The organism is Burkholderia multivorans ATCC BAA-247, from assembly GCF_000959525.1.
Taxonomy (GTDB): Bacteria; Pseudomonadota; Gammaproteobacteria; order Burkholderiales; family Burkholderiaceae; genus Burkholderia; species Burkholderia multivorans.
On record NZ_CP009832.1, the window covers coordinates 1136091 to 1153404 of the forward strand.

The 17314-nt window shown below is 67.1% G+C and carries 19 protein-coding genes and 4 tRNA genes; 10 read left to right on the forward strand and 13 right to left on the reverse strand.

Annotation, left to right across the window (positions count from 1 at the left end; all coding sequences use genetic code 11):
• The first annotated feature begins 73 nt into the window (after window positions 1–73).
• The 4 genes from minC (at window position 74) to NP80_RS17715 (ending at window position 2554) form a co-directional block, all read left to right on the forward strand.
• Window positions 74–847: a septum site-determining protein MinC gene (gene minC / locus NP80_RS17700; protein ID WP_006410991.1), complete on the forward strand. Its 774-nt coding sequence runs from the start codon at window positions 74–76 to the stop codon at window positions 845–847.
• Window positions 848–906: 59 nt separating this feature from the next.
• Window positions 907–1722: a septum site-determining protein MinD gene (minD, locus tag NP80_RS17705; RefSeq protein WP_006400799.1), complete on the forward strand. Its 816-nt coding sequence runs from the start codon at window positions 907–909 to the stop codon at window positions 1720–1722.
• Window positions 1723–1734: 12 nt separating this feature from the next.
• Window positions 1735–1989, forward strand: a complete 255-nt coding sequence (gene minE / locus NP80_RS17710) for a cell division topological specificity factor MinE (RefSeq protein ID WP_006400798.1) — start codon at window positions 1735–1737, stop codon at window positions 1987–1989.
• A 160-nt stretch (window positions 1990–2149) separates the two neighbouring features.
• The gene (locus tag NP80_RS17715; protein ID WP_006410987.1) at window positions 2150–2554 is read left to right on the forward strand and encodes a YXWGXW repeat-containing protein; all 405 of its coding nucleotides are present in this window, start codon (window positions 2150–2152) and stop codon (window positions 2552–2554) included.
• A gap of 116 nt (window positions 2555–2670) precedes the next feature.
• Here NP80_RS17715 and NP80_RS17725 read toward each other — a convergent pair whose 3' ends face one another.
• A complete protein-coding gene (locus NP80_RS17725) occupies window positions 2671–4191 on the reverse strand; it encodes a chloride channel protein (RefSeq protein WP_045594023.1) in 1521 nt (506 codons plus the stop codon).
• A 170-nt stretch (window positions 4192–4361) separates the two neighbouring features.
• On the opposite strand from NP80_RS17725, the gene waaC reads away from it, so the two are divergent.
• Window positions 4362–5354: a lipopolysaccharide heptosyltransferase I gene (gene waaC, locus NP80_RS17730; RefSeq protein WP_006400795.1), complete on the forward strand. Its 993-nt coding sequence runs from the start codon at window positions 4362–4364 to the stop codon at window positions 5352–5354.
• Between the two features lie 24 nt (window positions 5355–5378).
• Here waaC and NP80_RS17735 read toward each other — a convergent pair whose 3' ends face one another.
• The 9 genes from NP80_RS17735 to rph form a co-directional block, all read right to left on the reverse strand.
• Window positions 5379–5558 carry a hypothetical protein gene (locus tag NP80_RS17735; RefSeq protein WP_006400794.1) on the reverse strand — a complete coding sequence of 60 codons (180 nt, stop codon included), beginning with the start codon at window positions 5556–5558 and terminating at the stop codon, window positions 5379–5381.
• Between the two features lie 102 nt (window positions 5559–5660).
• Window positions 5661–6971 (reverse strand): MFS transporter, encoded by a 1311-nt coding sequence (locus NP80_RS17740; protein ID WP_006409358.1) that lies wholly within the window; start codon window positions 6969–6971, stop codon window positions 5661–5663.
• A gap of 283 nt (window positions 6972–7254) precedes the next feature.
• Window positions 7255–7743: an energy transducer TonB family protein gene (locus tag NP80_RS17745; RefSeq protein WP_170933536.1), complete on the reverse strand. Its 489-nt coding sequence runs from the start codon at window positions 7741–7743 to the stop codon at window positions 7255–7257.
• A gap of 134 nt (window positions 7744–7877) precedes the next feature.
• Entirely contained in the window at window positions 7878–8171 is a 294-nt protein-coding gene (locus NP80_RS17750; protein ID WP_006406268.1) for a hypothetical protein, read from the reverse strand.
• 161 nt (window positions 8172–8332) lie between these two features.
• Window positions 8333–8728: a hypothetical protein gene (locus NP80_RS17755; RefSeq protein ID WP_006400789.1), complete on the reverse strand. Its 396-nt coding sequence runs from the start codon at window positions 8726–8728 to the stop codon at window positions 8333–8335.
• A 172-nt stretch (window positions 8729–8900) separates the two neighbouring features.
• Window positions 8901–8988, reverse strand: a tRNA-Ser gene (locus NP80_RS17760).
• A gap of 43 nt (window positions 8989–9031) precedes the next feature.
• Entirely contained in the window at window positions 9032–10246 is a 1215-nt protein-coding gene (gene hemW / locus NP80_RS17765; RefSeq protein ID WP_006409357.1) for a radical SAM family heme chaperone HemW, read from the reverse strand.
• A gap of 34 nt (window positions 10247–10280) precedes the next feature.
• Complete coding sequence (gene rdgB, locus NP80_RS17770) at window positions 10281–10907, reverse strand: RdgB/HAM1 family non-canonical purine NTP pyrophosphatase (protein WP_035489269.1); 627 nt, start codon at window positions 10905–10907, stop codon at window positions 10281–10283.
• Window positions 10900–11640 carry a ribonuclease PH gene (gene rph / locus NP80_RS17775; RefSeq protein WP_006400786.1) on the reverse strand — a complete coding sequence of 247 codons (741 nt, stop codon included), beginning with the start codon at window positions 11638–11640 and terminating at the stop codon, window positions 10900–10902. Before rph ends, rdgB begins: the two co-directional genes overlap by 8 nt.
• Before the next feature lie 174 nt (window positions 11641–11814).
• Here rph and NP80_RS17780 point away from each other — a divergent pair, with 174 nt between their 5' ends.
• The 4 genes from NP80_RS17780 to NP80_RS17795 all read left to right on the forward strand — a co-directional run bounded on the left by NP80_RS17780 (window position 11815) and on the right by NP80_RS17795 (window position 16121).
• Complete coding sequence (locus NP80_RS17780; protein ID WP_006400785.1) at window positions 11815–12738, forward strand: YicC/YloC family endoribonuclease; 924 nt, start codon at window positions 11815–11817, stop codon at window positions 12736–12738.
• A gap of 7 nt (window positions 12739–12745) precedes the next feature.
• Window positions 12746–13429: a guanylate kinase gene (gene gmk, locus NP80_RS17785; RefSeq protein WP_006400784.1), complete on the forward strand. Its 684-nt coding sequence runs from the start codon at window positions 12746–12748 to the stop codon at window positions 13427–13429.
• 58 nt (window positions 13430–13487) lie between these two features.
• Window positions 13488–13691, forward strand: a complete 204-nt coding sequence (gene rpoZ, locus NP80_RS17790) for a DNA-directed RNA polymerase subunit omega (protein WP_006400783.1) — start codon at window positions 13488–13490, stop codon at window positions 13689–13691.
• Window positions 13692–13754: 63 nt separating this feature from the next.
• Window positions 13755–16121 (forward strand): RelA/SpoT family protein, encoded by a 2367-nt coding sequence (locus tag NP80_RS17795; RefSeq protein ID WP_006400782.1) that lies wholly within the window; start codon window positions 13755–13757, stop codon window positions 16119–16121.
• 139 nt (window positions 16122–16260) lie between these two features.
• Here the strand turns inward: NP80_RS17795 and NP80_RS17800 are convergent.
• The 3 genes from NP80_RS17800 to NP80_RS17810 form a co-directional block, all read right to left on the reverse strand.
• Window positions 16261–16337, reverse strand: a tRNA-Arg gene (locus tag NP80_RS17800).
• Between the two features lie 59 nt (window positions 16338–16396).
• Window positions 16397–16473 (reverse strand) — tRNA-Arg (locus tag NP80_RS17805).
• A gap of 61 nt (window positions 16474–16534) precedes the next feature.
• Window positions 16535–16611 (reverse strand) — tRNA-Arg (locus NP80_RS17810).
• 131 nt (window positions 16612–16742) lie between these two features.
• On the opposite strand from NP80_RS17810, the gene greB reads away from it, so the two are divergent.
• Window positions 16743–17306, forward strand: coding sequence for a transcription elongation factor GreB (gene greB, locus NP80_RS17815; protein ID WP_006400781.1), 564 nt, complete (start codon window positions 16743–16745; stop codon window positions 17304–17306).
• Window positions 17307–17314 lie beyond the last annotated feature (8 nt).

Sequence of the window (17314 nt, forward strand, 5' to 3'; positions counted from 1 at the left end):
CGCGGCCGCCCAAAAATGATGGCTGCGCGCGTGGACGCCTGTAAAATACGCAAAAATTTTTTGCAGAGTGTCCATGTCGCTTAAAAAATCGCCATTCTTCGAGCTGCGCAGCGGATCGGTCGATACGTTGCTGTTCACCGTGAAGACGACCGATCTCGATGCGTTGCGTGCCGAACTGGTCAAACGCTTCGAAGCGACTCCCGAGTTTTTCGCCGACGATGTCGTCGCCATCGACGTCCGCCGCCTCGCGGACGGCGAGCGCGTCGCGCTGGCCGACATCCGGCAGATGCTGAGCGACGTGCGGATGCGCCCGGTGGGCGTCGTCGCGCTTGCCACGCAGGGCTGGGCGACGGAAGCCGGTCTGCCGCTGCTCGAGGCGCGCGATCGCCGCGCGCCGGCTGCAAAAGCGGCCGACGAAGCGGAGCCCGCCGCGGTGCCGGCTGTCGAAGCCGCCGCTGCACCGGCAGCGGAACCGACGCCGGAGCCCGGCGCGGCGTCGCAGCCGGCGGGCGTTCAGACGCTCGTGATCGACCGGCCGCTGCGCTCGGGGCAGCAGATTTACGCGAAAGGAGACCTCGTGGTGCTCGCGCCGGTCAGTCACGGCGCCGAAATCATCGCGGAAGGCAACATCCACATCTACGCGCCGTTGCGCGGCCGCGCACTCGCGGGCGTGCACGGCAATCACGACGCGCGCATCTTCTGCACGTGTCTCGAGCCGGAACTGATTTCGATCGCGGGTATCTATCGAACGACCGAGAACCCGCTGCCCGCAGACGTACTGGGCAAATCGGTGCAGATCCGGCTCGAAGAGGAAAAACTGATGATCGAACCGCTGCGCCTCACGTGATGCATACGGTGCGCTCCGGATCGATCGGCTCTCATTGACGAACACAGGGTATTGGGTAAATGGCAAAAATCATCGTGGTGACTTCGGGCAAGGGCGGCGTGGGCAAGACGACGACGAGCGCGAGCTTCGCGTCCGGTCTCGCGCTGCGCGGCCACAAGACGGCCGTGATCGACTTCGACGTCGGCCTGCGTAACCTCGATCTCATCATGGGCTGCGAGCGTCGTGTCGTGTACGACCTCGTGAACGTGATCCAGGGCGAAGCGAACCTGAACCAGGCGCTGATCAAGGACAAGAAGTGCGAGAACCTGTTCATCCTGCCGGCGTCGCAGACGCGCGACAAGGATGCGCTCACGCGTGACGGCGTCGAGAAGGTGCTGAACGATCTCGCGGCGATGGACTTCGAATACATCGTCTGCGATTCGCCGGCCGGCATCGAGGCCGGTGCGCTGCACGCGATGTACTTCGCGGACGAAGCGCTGATCGTGACGAACCCGGAAGTGTCGTCGGTGCGCGACTCGGATCGCATTCTCGGCATCCTGTCGTCGAAGACGAAGCGCGCGACCGAAGGCAAGGAGCCGATCAAGGAGCATCTGCTGATCACGCGCTACAGCCCGAAGCGCGTGAGCGAGGGCGAGATGCTCTCGCTCGAGGACATCAGCGAGATCCTGCGCATCAAGCTGATCGGCGTGGTGCCGGAGTCCGAAGCGGTGCTGCACGCGTCGAACCAGGGTTTGCCGGCCGTGCATCTCGACGGTACCGACGTCGCCGAAGCGTACAAGGACATCGTCGCGCGCTTCCTCGGCGAGGACAAGCCGCTGCGCTTCACCGAATACCAGAAGCCGGGCCTGCTGCAGCGCCTCTTCGGCAGCAAGTAACGGAGGCCGCTCATGTCCATTCTTTCGTTTCTCCTCGGCGAGAAGAAGAAGTCCGCATCGGTCGCGAAGGAGCGTCTGCAGCTCATCATCGCGCACGAGCGGGTCGGCGGCCGGCCGCCGGCCGATTACCTGCCGGCGCTGCAGAAAGAGCTCGTTGCCGTCATTTCGAAGTACGTGCAGATCTCGAACGACGACATCCGCGTGAGCCTCGAGCGCCAGGACGATCTCGAAGTCCTCGAAGTGAAGATCGAGATTCCGCAGGCCTGACCGTTTCGCTATCCCTCCGCACGGCGGCGCAGGCCGCCGTGCGCGTCTTACGCGTTGTTGCACTTTCGGCCGTGCCGTAACACGGCGTCTGTCGGCCGTTCGCCTGCCTCCCGCATTGAACGAATACGTTCCGCGTGATCCGTTCAATCAGGAGGTTGTCATGACTGTCTCTTCCGTTCCGCGCCGTCTCGTGTCGCTCGCGCTCTGTGCCGCGGGCCTGTCTGCCGTCGCCGCGCCGTTCGCCGCGCACGCCGAAGAAATCCTCGTCGGCGCGCCCGTCGTCGCGCAGCCCGCGCGCATCGTCGTCGCGCAACCCGTTGCGGTGCCGGCCGCCGAAGAAGTCGTGGTCGTCGCGCCGAGCGCGCCGCCGCCGGTGCGCTACGAAGTCGTCCCGCCTGCGCGCGTCGGCTACGTGTGGGAGCGCGGCCACTGGCGCTGGGAGCACGGCCGCTATGTCTGGATCGGCGGCCACTGGGAGGCCGAGCGCGTCGGCATGCATTGGGTGCCCGGTCACTGGGAGCAGCGCGGGCCGAACTGGTTCTGGACGCGCGGTCACTGGGCCTGACGGAGGCGCACGATGAAACGAACGCTCTTTGCCATCGCGCTCGTGGCCGTCACGCTCGCCGGCTGCATCGTCGTGCCGGCGCGGCCCGTCTACTACCGGCCGGCGCCCGTGGTGATCTACTGAGTGTCGCGCGGGCCGCTGCGCGCCGCATCGGCTGCGGCGGCCGTCTCTGCCTCGTCGCTTTCTGCGCGATGGCCGGTCTCGGCGCCGCCTTCGTCGCGCAGCGTATCGAGCGGATCGGCAGGCGCCGCGCCCGCGTCCTGCGCGGCGACGACGTCGGTGGCCGCCGCTGCCGCCGCTGCGGCCGGTGCCGGCTGCGCGGCGGCGACGGGCGCCGGCGGCGCGAGGTAGCGCTCGGCGAGCGTCTCGTAGAGCGGCGGCGCGAAGAAGCGCGCGACGCGGCTCGAGACGAGCGCGGTCGCCATCAGCGAAATCACGAGCGCATGGCCATTGATCATTTCCATCACGATCACGAACGACGTGATCGGCGACTGCGTGACGGCGGCGAGATAGCCGACCATCGCGAGCGCGATCAGCAACGGCAGCGGCATGTTGCCGAACACGAGATGCAGCAGGTTGCCGAACCCCGCGCCGATCGAGAGCGACGGCGCGAAGATCCCGCCCGGAATGCCGGGCAGATACGACGCGACCATCGATACCATCTTCATGAACGGATAGAAGACCGACAATTGCTCGTAGCCGTCGAGCAGCCCGCGCGCTTCGGCGTAGCCGCTGCCGAACGTCGTGCCGCCCGACACGAGGCCGACGACGGCGATCACGAAGCCGCACAGCGCGGCGAACGCGACCGGCCGCCCGCGGTACAGGCCGAGCAGCCGCTCGGGCAGCCAGCGCGCGGTATTGAGCAGCAGCCAGCTGAACAGGCCGCCGGCGATGCCGGTCACGATCGCGGTGACGAGCACGGCAACCGCGAGCAGCTTCGGGAAATGCGCGCCGACGTCGATCGTGCCGAAATACGTGTAGTTGCCGTTCAGGCCCAGCGCGACGACGCCGGCGAGGATGATCGCGGTAATCAGCACGCCGCTCGCACGTGCGGAGAAGCTGCGCGTCAGTTCCTCGATCGCGAACACGATCCCCGCGAGCGGCGTGTTGAACGCGGCCGACAGGCCGGCGGCCGCGCCGGCGAGCACGAGCTGGCGTTCGATCTGCGCGTTCGAGCGCGGATACAGGCGCCGCAGATTGAACATTAGCGCGGCGCCGACCTGCACGGTCGGCCCTTCGCGGCCGATCGTGAAGCCGCCGAGGATGCCGAGAAACGAAATCAGGATCTTGCCGAACAGGATGCGCAGCGTCAGCAGCCGCGAGCCGAATGCACCCGGCTGCGCGTGCAGTGTCGCGATCACCTGCGGAATGCCGCTGCCTTCGGCGCCGCGAAAGAACCGGCGCGTGGTCCACACGGAGGCTGCCGCGATCGCGGGCGTCAGCACGAGCGGCAGCCACACGGCATGCGCGCGCATCGTGCGGAACGTTTCGTAGCCCCAGTCGATCAGCCGCGCATAGAGCACCGCGGTGAGGCCGACGGCGATCGCGCCGAGCCAGAACACGCCGTACTGGCGCCAGATCCGCAGCGAGCGGCGGGTGAGGGCGGGAAACAGGGTGGGAAGCGCGGGGCGTGGCATCGGCGGGGCCGGGCGGGCAAAGATTCGATTATAAAAAGAACGCCGCCGGCGCGCCTTTCGACAAGCTTTTACTGTCGCGACGCATTTTGTTGCAAGTGTAGTGAAATCGTAATATTTGCGCGCGCCAATCGTCTTTAGTATGCCGAAATGGCCGGCTCTTCCCCGCAAACGTGAACCGCATCCTCATCGTAAAAGTGACGTCGCTCGGCGATGTCGTCCAGACGCTGCCCGTCGTCGCGGACATCCATCGCGCGTTTCCCGGCGTGACGGTCGATTGGGCCGTCGACGAATCGTGCGCGGAAGTCGTGCGCTGGCATCCCGGCGTCAGCACGGTGCTGTGTGCGCCGCTGCGGCGGTTCAAGAAGCTGCGCAACGCCGGCGATCTGAAGGCGATCACCGCCTCGATCGGCGCGCTGCGCGCGCATCGCTACGACGCGGTAATCGACCTGCACGGCGTGTACAAGAGCGCGATCATCGCGGCGCTCGCGCGTGCGGCGCGCCGCGTCGGCTATCAGACGCAGGATCTCGGCGAAACGGGCGCGCGCTTCGCGTACTCGCATCGCTTCGGCCCGCGGCCGGCGTGCGACGCATGGCACGGGATGCGCGTGAGCGCCGGCGAGGCGCTCGGCTACGTGCCGGAGGGCGCAGCGACATACGGCATCGTCGCGCCGCAGCATGCGGATCTGCCGCCTGCCGTGACGAGCGGCGCGCCGTTCATGCTGCTGTTCCACGCGACGTCGAATCCCGACAAGAAATGGCCGGCCGACCGCTGGGCCGCGCTCGCGACGCGAATGATGGCGCGCGGCCTGCGCGTGCTGCTGCCGTGGGGCTCGGCCGCCGAGCATGACGACGCGCAGGACATCGCCGCCAGGGCGCCTGGCGCGATCGTGCTGCCGGCGATGTCGGTGCGCGCGCTCGGCGCGGCGATCGGCCGGGCGGCGCTCGTCGTCGGCGTCGATACGGGATTCGTCCATATGGCGCACGCGCTCGGGCGGCCGACCGTGATGATCTTCGTCGCGACGTCGCGTCATCACTGCGGGATCGGTGGTGCGCCGCATGCGTTGTCGATCGGCGAGCAGGGTGTGATGCCGACCGTCGACGATGCGCTCCGTGCGATCGATACGGTCGGGCCCGCATACGGCGCATTCGCGCGCGCGAGCTGACGCGCGCGGCGCGCGGCCGTCGCGCTACGCAAGCAGCGCTTCGACGGTGACGACCGCGGCGATCGCCGCGAGGTTCGCGAGCAGCGCCTCGAACACGAGGCCGCGCCAGGTTTTCGGCCGGAAGCGCAGCGCGAGCAGCAGCGCGCCGCCCAGCGCGAGCGCGAGGATCAGGACGAGGTCGGCGTTGCCGAGACGGACGCTCATGGGCGCGGCTCCTTCAGGGACGGATGGGGCGCGCGCGGCGGCGCCCTCGGATCCGAGTATAAGGAGCGCCCGGCGCCGTGCAACCCGGGTCGTCCCGGAGCGTCAGACGAGCGACGTGTCGCGCGTCTCGCGCATCAGCAGCACGCCGATCAGGCTGATCGCGGCCGCGACGGACACGTAGCCGCCGACCCACGACAGCCCGCCGCGCGCGGCCAGCAGCTGCGCGATGTACGGCGCGATCGACGCGCCGAGAATCCCGCCGAGGTTGTACGCGACGCCGGCACCCGTGTAGCGGACGTTGGTCGGGAACAGCTCGGGCAGCAGCGCGCCCATCGGCGCGAACGTGACGCCCATCAGGAACAGCTCGATCGTCAGGAACAGCGCGACGAGCGGCATCGACCCGCTGCCGAGCAGCGGCGCCATCGCGAAGCCCGACAGCAACGCGGCGATCGAGCCGACGACGAGCACCGGCTTGCGGCCGAACCGGTCGGATGCCCACGCGGACAGCGGCGTCGCGAGTCCCATGAACACGACGGCAAAGCACAGCAGCCCGAGGAAGCTCTGGCGCGGAATGTGCAGCGCCGACACGCCGTACGACAGCGAGAACACCGTCGAGATATAGAACAGCGTGTAGCAGACGACCATCGCGAGCGCGCCGAGCAGCGTCGGCTGCCAGTGCTGCGACACGAGCGTCGCGACCGGCACGCGCACGCGCTCCTGACGGTCGACGGCGGCCTGAAACGCCGGCGTCTCGGCGATCTTGAGCCGCACATAGAGGCCGAGCGCGACGAGCACCGCGCTGACGAGGAACGGAATGCGCCAGCCCCAACTGCGGAACTGCGCGTCGGACAGCGACAGCGCGAGCGCGAAGAACAGCCCATTCGACATCAGGAAGCCGACCGACGGGCCGAGCTGCGGGAACATGCCGAACCAGCCGCGCTTGCCCTGCGGCGCATGTTCGGTCGCGAGCAGCGCTGCGCCGCCCCATTCGCCGCCGAGGCCGATGCCCTGGCCGAAGCGCAGCACGCACAGCAGCACGGGCGCGAGCGTGCCGATCGCGTCGTAGCCGGGCACGAAGCCGATCGCGGTCGTCGACAGACCCATCACGAGCAGCGAGGCGACGAGCGTCGATTTGCGCCCGATGCGGTCGCCGAAGTGGCCGAACAGGAACGAGCCGATCGGTCGCGCGATGAACGCGATGCCGAACGTGACGAAGGCGGACAGCGCCTGCGCGGTCGCCGAGCCGTGCGGGAAAAACACGGGGCCGATCACGAGCGCGGCGGCCGTCGCGTAGACGTAGAAATCGTAGAACTCGATCGCGGTGCCGATGAAGCTCGCGAACACGATGCGCCGGTGGCTGACGGCGCCGGCCGAACCGGTTGCATGTGCAACGGCCGGTGGGGATGCGGACATGGATGTCTCCGTTTTGTCGTTGGGGCGGGCTGCGCGCGTTCGGTCGGACGAAGGCCCGCCGGCGCGGCCGAGCGATGGATGCGGGGAGGGCGTCGCGCGTCGCCGCGCGGACGTCGTCCGCCGGTCGACGATGGAGACGGATAGTCGCCGCCGCCCGGTGCCGGCGTGGTCGGCCCGCCTGCCGGGTGCGGCGCGCGGGCGGCGCGCAGCGTGATGGCCGCGCGAGTGTGCGGAAAATTATAGCGATCGCGGCCGCGCGCCGGCAATTGCGACCGGCGGCGGTTCAGTCGAGCGACTGCGCCTGTGCGGAGGCCGTGCTCTGCAACTGGAAGTGACCGTCGTCGTTGAACAGCCAGCCTTCCATCAGTTCGAGCCGGCCGTCGCCGTCGAGCAGCCGCGACGGCGGCGCGGGCAGCGGCGCCGAGCGGCGTAGCGAGGCGAGCGCGAGCGCTTCGGCTTCGCTGTCGCCGTTGCTGCGATAGACGGACGCGTTGACGAGCCGGCCGCCGCGATCGACGGTGAACGCGACGACGACGAGCGAACGCAGCATCGCCTGCGGCGTGCCGCGCAGCAGGCCCGACGGATTGCGTTCGGCCACGCGCCGCGCGATCTCGATGCGGTACTGATCGAGGCTCGCGGAACGGATGACGGGTGAAACGACTGCGCTCGTGTGCGACGGCGGAGGCGTGATGGTGCACGCGGCGAGCATCGCGACGGCGGCGAGCGCGACGACGCGCAGCCGGTCGACGATCGGAACGGATAGGGGACGCATGGCAGGGCAGCCGAGGTGACGATAGAAAAATGATAGACGCGCGCACGCCGCGCGATATGGGGAGAAACGCATAGCCCGCGAGGCGCAATACGCACGCGGCAGATGATGGAGCGGGCGCGCGCCGTGCGCGGACGTCAGTACCCGTGCGTGACGAGCGACAGGACCGACAAGTCGGGATGCGTGCCGTCGACGATGCTCTTGCCGACGTGCACGGCCTCGTGCACGGCTTCGTCGACGCTCGCGAAGCTCTCCTCGCCGTCCGCATGAAACGGCACCGCATGGCCGGGCAGCGCGGGATTCGCGCCCGGATGGCAGACGTAGCCCGTGTACGTGTAGCGCATCGCGTTGCCGGGCGCCGTGCCGGGCACGACGTGGATCTCGAAACCTTCGTAATCGACGTGATCGGTCGGGGTCGACAGCTCGGTCATGGCGGTCTCCGTATGCGGCGCGCACGGATCGCGCGCGCGGCGTCGAGTGCGCGGCGGATCGTGTCGCCGTGCTGATCCGAATTTTAGGCGATCGCCGCGCGGGCGGCGGCGACATCCGCGCTGCCGTGGTCGCCGCGCTCAGGCATGCGCGCGCGATCGGATCACGGCTTGCAGCGCGCGTCCTTTCTCTGTACGTCGATGATCACGGGATAGGTCCTGCCGTGGTCGAGCTCGACCGGCGCGACGACCGTCAGCATCGTCGGATCCGAATCGTCGTACACGCTGACGCGCTCGTTGCGCAGATAGGTGACGCCCGTGCAGTTCGACGCGCGTCCATCGTCGGACACCTTGCACTGCAGCTCGTTTTCCTTCAGATAGTTGTACGGCGTCGGGCTCGCGAGATATTCGCGCAGGCTGCCGGGCGCGCCGCCGACGCCCGTCACGGACGCGATCGCGCACGATGCGCTCTGCGTATCGCCGGCGGCGGTATCCGCGGCCGCCTGCGCGCTGACGACGGCCAGCACGGCGGCGAGCGACGAGAGGAGAAAGGGCTTCATGACGGGTTTCCCGTTTCGCGAATCGGAGCGCGGAATTGTAGCGGCATCCGGCGCGACGCGCGTCGGCGCGGCCGTCGCGCGGCACGTACAAGGCGGCTGCCGCATCGCGGCATCGCCGCGTCGGCCGCACAAACGAAAAACGGGCCGAGCGGCCCGTTTTCCATTCAAGCGTTGGCGGAAGCGGTGAGATTCGAACTCACGGACGGTTGCCCGTCGCTGGTTTTCAAGACCAGTGCCTTAAACCACTCGGCCACGCTTCCATGCGAGGCGGCATTGTAACCGAAATGCCGCACCGTTTTGCCGTCAATCGTCGCGCAGGAACAGTTCCTGCAGATCGTTCAGGAAACGCTGGCCGAGCGGCGTCGGCGCGATCCGCGTGAAGTCGCGCGTGATGAGTCCGCGCCGTTCCGCCTCCTGCAGCGCCGGCTCGATCGTGCTGATCGGCAGCCCCGTGCGCTCGACGAAGCTGTGCACCGGAAAGCCTTCGACGAGCCGCAGCGTGTTCAGCATGAACTCGAACGGCAGGTCGCGTGCGCCGACTTCGCGCTCCTCCTGCACCGGCGTGCCGGCCAGCGCCTGTTCGATGAAGGTCGCCGGATGCTTGTAGCGCGCCTGCCGCACGATCCGGTTCGGAAACGACAGCTTCGTATGCGCGCCCGCGCCGATCCCGAGGTAATCGCCGAAGCGCCAGTAGTTCAGATTGTGCTTGCAGCGATGATTCGGCTTCGCATACGCGGACACTTCATACCGTTCGTAGCCGGCTTCCGCGGTGCGCGCATGAATCCATTCCTGCATGTCGGCCGACGCGTCGTCGTCGGGCACCGCCGGCGGAAATTTCGCGAACAGCGTGTTCGGCTCCAGCGTCAGGTGGTACAGCGACAGATGCGGCGGCGCGAACGACAGTGCGGTCTCGATGTCGGCGCGGCATTCGTCGAACGTCTGGTTCGGCAGCGCGAACATCAGGTCGAGGTTGAAGTTGTCGAACGTCTTCGCGGCGATCTCGACGGCGGCGCGCGCTTGCGCGGTGTCGTGGATGCGGCCGAGCGCCTTCAGGTGCGCTTCGTTGAAGCTCTGGATGCCGACCGACAGCCGGTTCACGCCGCTCGCGCGAAACTGCGCGAACTTCGCGGCTTCGAACGTGCCGGGATTCGCCTCGAGCGTGATCTCGGCGTCCGCGTCGAGCGGCAGCAATGCGCGCACGTCCGACAGCAGCCGGTCGAGGCCGGCCGCCGACAGCAGGCTCGGCGTGCCGCCGCCGATGAACACCGTATGCACCTGCCGGCCCCACACGAGCGGCAGCGCGTGCTCGAGATCCGCGCGCAGCGCATCGAGATACTCGGTTTCCGGGAAGCGCTCGCCTTTCCATTCATGCGAGTTGAAATCGCAGTACGGGCACTTGCGCACGCACCACGGGAAATGCACGTACAGCGCGAGCGGCGGCAGCGACGTGAGCCGCACCTGTCCGGGCGACGTGAACGTCGCGACCACGCGTGCGCCCGTTTCGGCGGCCTGACTCATGCGGCCTCCCGCACACGGCTGACGTCGACGCGCGTCATGCTTCCTCCGCGAGTCGCGCGAGCAGCGCCTTCAGCGCGCGCGCCCGATGGCTGTGCGTATTCTTCACGGCCGGTTCGAGTTCGGCGGCCGTCGCGCCGAGCGAGGGCAGATAGAAATACGGGTCGTAGCCGAATCCGTGTTCGCCGCGCGGCGTGTCGACGATTTCGCCTTCCCAGCGGCCTTCGGCGAACAGCGGTTCGGGATCGTCCGCATGGCGCACGAGTGCGAGCACGCAGCAGTAGTACGCGCGGCGGTCGTCGATGCCGCGCAGTTGCTCGACCAGATAGGCGTTGTTCGCCGCGTCGCCCTTCTCGCGGCCCGCACGCTGCGCGTAGCGCGCCGAATAGACGCCGGGCGCGCCGCGCAGCGCGCGTACGCAGAGCCCCGAATCGTCGGCGATCGCCGGCAGCCCGGTGAGCTGCGATGCGTGGCGTGCTTTCGTCAGCGCGTTTTCGATGAAGGTGCGAAACGGCTCCTCGGCTTCCGGCACGGCGAGCTCGCCTTGCGGCACGATTTCGATGCCGACCGTCGAGAACAGCGCGGCGAACTCGCGCAGCTTGCCGGGATTGTTCGACGCGAGCACGATGCGCGCGAGCGGGGCGGCCATGCGATTCTCAGACATGGCGCAGGCCCAGCACGTCCTTCTGCAGCTGCACGAGCGTGCCGATGCCGCTTTGCGCGAGATCGAGCAGCGCGTCCATCTCGGCGCGCGAGAACGGCACGCCTTCGGCGGTGCCCTGGACTTCGACGAAGCCGCCCGCGCCCGTCATCACGACGTTCATGTCGGTGTCGCAGCGCGAGTCTTCCGCGTAGTCGAGGTCGAGCACCGGCGTGCCTTCGTACACGCCGACCGAAATCGCGGCGACATGATCGACGATCGGCGAGCGTTCGAGCTTGCCCGCTGCAAGCAGCGTCGACACCGCATCGTGCGCGGCGACGAAGGCGCCGGTGATGCTCGCGGTGCGCGTGCCGCCGTCGGCCTGGATCACGTCGCAGTCGAGGTGGATCGTGCGCGGGCCGAGCGCTTCGAGATCGAACACGGCGCGCAGTGCGCGGCCGATCAGGCGCTGAATTTCCTGCGTGCGGCCGGTTTGCTTGCCGCGGGCGGCCTCGCGATCGCTGCGCGTGTGCGTCGCGCGCGGCAGCATGCCGTATTCGGCGGTGAGCCAGCCCTGTCCGCGCTCGCGCAGGAATTCGGGCACGCGCTCGGCGACGCTCGCCGTGCAGATCACCTTCGTGTCGCCGAATTCGACGAGCACGGAGCCTTCCGCGTGCTTCGTGTAGTGGCGGGTGAGCGCGACCTTGCGCAGTTCGTCTGCGCGGCGGCCGCTCGGGCGGGAAAGGGAGGACGTCATGAGCGAATCGTGAGGAGGAAGAGGAAACCCCGATTTTAGCGCCGAACGGCGGGCTTGCCCGGCGGGGTCGTCCGCAAAAATGGGATAATGCGCGCTTCCCGCCCCGCGCTTCGGAACGCGCCGGGCGCCTCGACATATCCCGCCCGCAAGGGCACCCAGACGGCGAGACGAACCATGATTTACAGCATGACGGGCTACGCGAGCGCGACGCGCGAACTCGCGGCGGCCACCGGCAATGGCGGCGCCAGCGTGTCGGTCGAACTGCGCACCGTGAACTCGCGCTTCCTCGACCTGAACTTCCGCATGCCGGACGACGTGCGCGCGTGTGAACCCGCGCTGCGCGAGATGCTGATGAACAAGCTGTCGCGCGGCAAGGTCGACGTGCGCATCAACCTGCAGCGCGGCGAGCAGAGCATCGGCGCCGGCGCGCTGAATCAAACGGCGCTCGGCCAGCTCGCCGATCTCGAGCGCTCGGTGCTCGACGCATTCCCCGGCGTCGGCCGGCTGCGCGCGGGCGAAATCCTGCGCTGGCCCGGCGTGCTCGCCGAGAGCGGCGTGTCGGCCGACGCGATCCGCGATGCGGTGCTCGCCTGCGGCAAGGAAGCGATCGGCGAACTGGTCGTCGTGCGCTCGCGCGAAGGGGCGCAGCTCGCGACGATGCTGCTGTCGAACGTCGCCGAGATGGAGGCGATCGTCGCGCGCATCACGCCGCTCGTGCCGGAGCTGATCGCGAAGCATCAGCAGAAGATCGTCGAGCGGCTGCAGGAAGCGCTCGGCATCGCGGCGCCGGAAGGCAGCGCGCCGATCGTGTCGCGCGAAGAGGCCGCGGAACGCATTCGTCAGGAAGTGACGATGTACGGGATCCGGATCGACATCGCGGAAGAGCTGTCGCGACTCACCGCGCACCTGAACGAAACGCGTCACGTGATCGAGAAGGGCGGCCGTGTCGGCAAGCGTCTCGACTTCATGATGCAGGAACTGAATCGCGAAGCGAACACGCTCGGCTCGAAAGCAGCGGCGAAGGAACTCGCCGACGCATCGATGGCGCTGAAGCTGCTGATCGAGCAGATGCGCGAGCAAGTGCAAAACCTGGAGTAAAAGCAAGATGACCGAATCCACCCGCGACGGCCACGCGTCGCATTCACTGCACGGCGGCGTTTATCCCGGCAACCTGTTCATGGTCGTCGCGCCGTCGGGCGCCGGCAAGTCGACGCTCGTGAATGCGCTGCTGTCGAAGGACAGCGACATCCGCCTGTCGATCTCGTACACGACGCGCAAGCCGCGCCCGGGCGAGCAGGACGGCCAGCACTATCATTTCACGACGGTCGAGGATTTCCGCGCGCGGCACGCGGCGCACGAATTCCTCGAAAGCGCGGAAGTGCACGGCAACTACTACGGCACGTCGCGTGTCTGGATCGAAGAGCAGATGAAGAGCGGCCACGACGTGCTGCTCGAGATCGACTGGCAGGGCGCGCAGCAGGTGAAGAAGCAGTTCCGCAACGCGGTCGGCATCTTCATTCTGCCGCCGTCGCTCGACGCGCTCGAAGAGCGGCTGAAAAAGCGCGGCCAGGACGAGCCGAACGTGATCACGCGACGCCTGCTCGCGGCGGGCAGCGAGATGGCGCACGCGTCCGAAGCCGAGTACGTCGTGATCAACGAGAACTTCGATCGTGCGCTCGCGGAGCTCGAATGCATCGTCGCGGCGACGCGTCTGCGCTTTGCGTCGCAGTACGCGCGTCACACGGAGCTGTTCATCGAACTCGGTATCCATCTGCCCCACGCGGAATGACGCGGGGCATGAGGGACATAAGGTAGAATAAGGACTATATTCAGAAGGAATTACCAACATGGCTCGCATTACTGTCGAAGACTGCCTGAAGCAAATCCCGAACCGCTTCGAACTGGCGCTCGCCGCCACCTATCGCGCGCGGCAGCTCGCGCAAGGCCATACGCCGAAGATCGAAAGCCGCGACAAGCCGACCGTCGTCGCGCTGCGCGAGATCGCGGCCGGCCAGGTCGGCCTCGAGATGTTGAAGAAGGTGCCGGTGTAACGCGCACCCGGCCCGTTTCAGCCATGTAATTCACGCGCGCAACGACTCGACCAGGAGGCGAATATGAGCACCACCCCATCGTCCGCCTCCGCGGATGCGATCACCGAAGACACGGTCCGGTCGCCAGCGCGCCAGTACATCGACGCGGTCCTCGAACAGTCCTTCCGGCATCTGTTCGGGCCGACCGCCACTCCGGAGCAGCCGCGCAAGCACGGCGTCGTTTCGATTGCGAATCTGACGGCCGCGCTTGCCGAGTATCTCGGTCCGGACGAAATCAAAGAGGTGAAGGCGGCGTTCCATTTCAGCGACGAAGCCCACCTCGGTCAATATCGCCAGAGCGGCGAACCCTACATCACCCATCCTGTCGCCGTCGCCGAAATCTGTGCGGGCTGGAAGCTCGACGCGCAGGCGATCATGGCGGCGCTGCTGCACGACGTGATGGAAGACCAGGGCGTCACGAAGAGCGAGCTCGCCGAGCGCTTCGGCCCGAAGGTCGCCGAGCTCGTCGACGGCCTGTCGAAACTCGACAAGATGGAATTCCGCAGTCGCGAGGAAGCGCAGGCGGAAAACTTCCGCAAGATGCTGCTCGCGATGGCGCGCGACGTGCGCGTGATCCTCGTGAAGCTCGCCGACCGCCTGCACAATATGCGCACGCTCGGCGCGGTGCCGATGGAAAAGCGTCGCCGCGTCGCGCGCGAAACGCTCGACATCTATGCGCCGATCGCGCACCGGCTCGGCTTGAACAACACGTATCGCGAGCTGCAGGACATGAGCTTCGCGAACTTCAATCCGCATCGCTACGCGACGCTCGAGAAGGCCGTGAAGGCCGCGCGCGGCAATCGCCGCGAAGTGATCGGCAAGATTCTCGAGGCCGCGCAGCGCGCGATGGCCGACGCGAAGCTCGACGCCGAGATCACCGGGCGCGAAAAGACGATCTACAGCATCTACCGCAAGATGCGCGACAAGCAGCTGTCGTTCTCGCAGGTGCTCGACGTGTACGGCTTTCGCGTCGTCGTCGACAGCCCGCTCGACTGCTACACGTGCATCGGCGCGCTGCATGCGCTCTACAAGCCCGTACCCGGCAAGTTCAAGGACTACATCGCAATCCCGAAGATCAACGGCTATCAGTCGCTGCACACGACGCTCGTCGGGCCGTTCGGCGCGCCGATCGAATTCCAGGTGCGCACGCGCAAGATGCACGAGATCGCGGAAGCCGGCGTGGCCGCGCACTGGCTCTACAAGAACGGCGGCGCGGATCTGAACGACGTGCAGAAACGCGCGCATCAGTGGCTGAAATCGCTGCTCGACATCCAGAGCGAAGCCGGCGATTCGAGCGAATTCCTCGAGCACGTGAAGATCGACCTGTTCCCGGACGCGGTCTACGTGTTCACGCCGAAGTCGAAGATCATGGCGCTGCCGCGCGGCGCGACCGCGCTCGACTTCGCGTATTCGATCCACAGCGATCTGGGCAACCAGTGCGTCGCCGTGAAGATCAACAACGAACTGCTGCCGCTGCGCACCGAGCTGAAGAGCGGCGACATCGTCGAGGTCATTACCGCGCCGTATTCGAAGCCGAACCCGGCGTGGCTCGGCTTCGTGCGCACCGGCAAGGCGCGTTCGGCGATTCGTCACTATCTGAAGACGATGCGGCTGAACGAGTCGGTGCAGCTCGGCGAGCGGCTCGTCGACCAGAGCCTGAAGGGCTACGGCCTATCGCTGGCCGACGTCGCGCCCGAGGTGTGGGAAAAGCTCGTGCAGTGGACGGGCAACAAGAGTCGTCAGGAAATCTTCGCCGACATCGGCCTCGGCCGCCGCGTCGCGGCGGTGATGGCCAAGCGCATCGAGGTGCTGATGAGCGGCCGCGACGCGGACGACGATCTGCCGAAGGGCGAGCGCCACGTCGTGCAGCACGCGCCGCCGGTCGTGATCACCGGCACGGAAGGGATGTCGGTGCAGTTGTCCGCGTGCTGCCGGCCAATCCCGGGCGACGCGATCATGGGCTATATCGGCATCGGCCTCGGGATGGCGATCCATACGACCGACTGCCGCGTGGCGCAGCGCATCCATCGTCGCGATCCGGGGCGCTGGATCGACGTCGAATGGGCGCCGCAGCCGGGCCGGCTGTTCGACGTCGCGGTGAAGGCGCTCGTGAAGAACACGAAGGGCATCTTCGCGCGCGTGGCGGCCGACATCACGTCGGCCGACGCGAACATCGTGCACATCGCGATGGACGAGGATCTCACGCACGAATCGACGGTGCTGCGCTTCGTGATCCAGGTCAGCGACCGCGTGCATCTGGCAAACGTGATGCGCCGCGTGCGCACGAATCCGGACGTCATGCGCATCATGCGCGAGCGCTCGACCGACGACGGCACGCATGCGCGCCACGACGGCGGAATGCGCATCGAGCGCGAGCGGCAGGATTACTGACCTGGGATGAATCCAATGACGAAACGGCGGCCGCGGGCCGCCGTTTTTGTACGTGGGTTCGACAGGGAGGGGAGGCGCCACGCGCGCGGAACGAGCGGGCAAGAAAAAAGGGCCTTCCCGAAGGAAGGCCCTGATGAGGTGGCGCGGCTGGCAGGATTCGAACCCACGACCCCTTGGTTCGTAGCCAAGTACTCTATCCAACTGAGCTACAGCCGCACGCAAAGCGGTACTACTTCAACTGTCGGAGCCTTCTGCGATGGGAAGGCCCCCGAAAATGGCGCGGCTGGCAGGATTCGAACCCACGACCCCTTGGTTCGTAGCCAAGTACTCTATCCAACTGAGCTACAGCCGCACGCAAAACGCTACTACATCGAACTGAAAGGGCCTTCGGTTTGGAAGGCCCTCGAAAAAGGTGGCGCGGCTGGCAGGATTCGAACCCACGACCCCTTGGTTCGTAGCCAAGTACTCTATCCAACTGAGCTACAGCCGCACGCAGAAGAGGGATTATAGCAGGGTTATATAAAAAGGGAAGCCTTATTCGCAAATTGAGGGGCGCGACCGCGCTACGACGCCCTTCGTGTACCCTTGACGCATCTGTCAACCGCAATTCGAATCTGCATCATGAACAAGGCGTTTGTCAAAGAGTCCGACGGCGACGACGACGATCTCGACCAGGCCCAGACCGCCATTCCGGCGGGCGCGAAGAACTACATCACGCCGGCCGGCCACAAGCGGCTGAAGGACGAGCTGCTGAACCTGATCGACGTCGAGCGGCCGGAAGTCGTGCGGCTCGTGTCGTGGGCCGCATCGAACGGCGATCGCTCGGAGAACGGTGACTACATCTACGGCAAGCGGCGGCTGCGCGAGATCGACCGCCGTATCCGTTTCCTCACCAAGCGGCTCGATCTCGCCGAAGTCGTCGACGCCAGCCGGCAGGAAAACGTCGATCAGGTGTTCTTTGGCGCGACCGTCGATTACGCCACGCCGGACGGCGAAGAACACACGATCACGATCGTCGGCATCGACGAGGTCGATCTGGATCGCGGCTGCGTGAGCTGGATCTCGCCGGTCGCACGCGCATTGATCAAGGCGCGGATCGGCGACACCGTCACGCTGATGACGCCGGCCGGCCCGCAGCCGATCGACGTGCTCGACGTCCGCTATCCGGCGCGCGGCGACGCGTAGGCGTGTAG

What these genes read in the sequence shown, in the direction of transcription:
- minC (WP_006410991.1), top strand. Translation starts at nt 74, where the DNA reads ATGTCGCTTAAAAAATCGCCATTCTTCGAGCTGCGCAGCGGATCGGTC.
- minD (WP_006400799.1), top strand. Translation starts at nt 907, where the DNA reads ATGGCAAAAATCATCGTGGTGACTTCGGGCAAGGGCGGCGTGGGCAAG.
- minE (WP_006400798.1), top strand. Translation starts at nt 1,735, where the DNA reads ATGTCCATTCTTTCGTTTCTCCTCGGCGAGAAGAAGAAGTCCGCATCG.
- NP80_RS17715 (WP_006410987.1), top strand. Translation starts at nt 2,150, where the DNA reads ATGACTGTCTCTTCCGTTCCGCGCCGTCTCGTGTCGCTCGCGCTCTGT.
- NP80_RS17725 (WP_045594023.1), bottom strand. Translation starts at nt 4,191, where the DNA reads ATGCCACGCCCCGCGCTTCCCACCCTGTTTCCCGCCCTCACCCGCCGC.
- NP80_RS17735 (WP_006400794.1), bottom strand. Translation starts at nt 5,558, where the DNA reads ATGAGCGTCCGTCTCGGCAACGCCGACCTCGTCCTGATCCTCGCGCTC.
- NP80_RS17740 (WP_006409358.1), bottom strand. Translation starts at nt 6,971, where the DNA reads ATGTCCGCATCCCCACCGGCCGTTGCACATGCAACCGGTTCGGCCGGC.
- NP80_RS17745 (WP_170933536.1), bottom strand. Translation starts at nt 7,743, where the DNA reads ATGCGTCCCCTATCCGTTCCGATCGTCGACCGGCTGCGCGTCGTCGCG.
- NP80_RS17750 (WP_006406268.1), bottom strand. Translation starts at nt 8,171, where the DNA reads ATGACCGAGCTGTCGACCCCGACCGATCACGTCGATTACGAAGGTTTC.
- NP80_RS17755 (WP_006400789.1), bottom strand. Translation starts at nt 8,728, where the DNA reads ATGAAGCCCTTTCTCCTCTCGTCGCTCGCCGCCGTGCTGGCCGTCGTC.
- hemW (WP_006409357.1), bottom strand. Translation starts at nt 10,246, where the DNA reads ATGAGTCAGGCCGCCGAAACGGGCGCACGCGTGGTCGCGACGTTCACG.
- rdgB (WP_035489269.1), bottom strand. Translation starts at nt 10,907, where the DNA reads ATGTCTGAGAATCGCATGGCCGCCCCGCTCGCGCGCATCGTGCTCGCG.
- rph (WP_006400786.1), bottom strand. Translation starts at nt 11,640, where the DNA reads ATGACGTCCTCCCTTTCCCGCCCGAGCGGCCGCCGCGCAGACGAACTG.
- NP80_RS17780 (WP_006400785.1), top strand. Translation starts at nt 11,815, where the DNA reads ATGATTTACAGCATGACGGGCTACGCGAGCGCGACGCGCGAACTCGCG.
- gmk (WP_006400784.1), top strand. Translation starts at nt 12,746, where the DNA reads ATGACCGAATCCACCCGCGACGGCCACGCGTCGCATTCACTGCACGGC.
- rpoZ (WP_006400783.1), top strand. Translation starts at nt 13,488, where the DNA reads ATGGCTCGCATTACTGTCGAAGACTGCCTGAAGCAAATCCCGAACCGC.
- NP80_RS17795 (WP_006400782.1), top strand. Translation starts at nt 13,755, where the DNA reads ATGAGCACCACCCCATCGTCCGCCTCCGCGGATGCGATCACCGAAGAC.
- greB (WP_006400781.1), top strand. Translation starts at nt 16,743, where the DNA reads ATGAACAAGGCGTTTGTCAAAGAGTCCGACGGCGACGACGACGATCTC.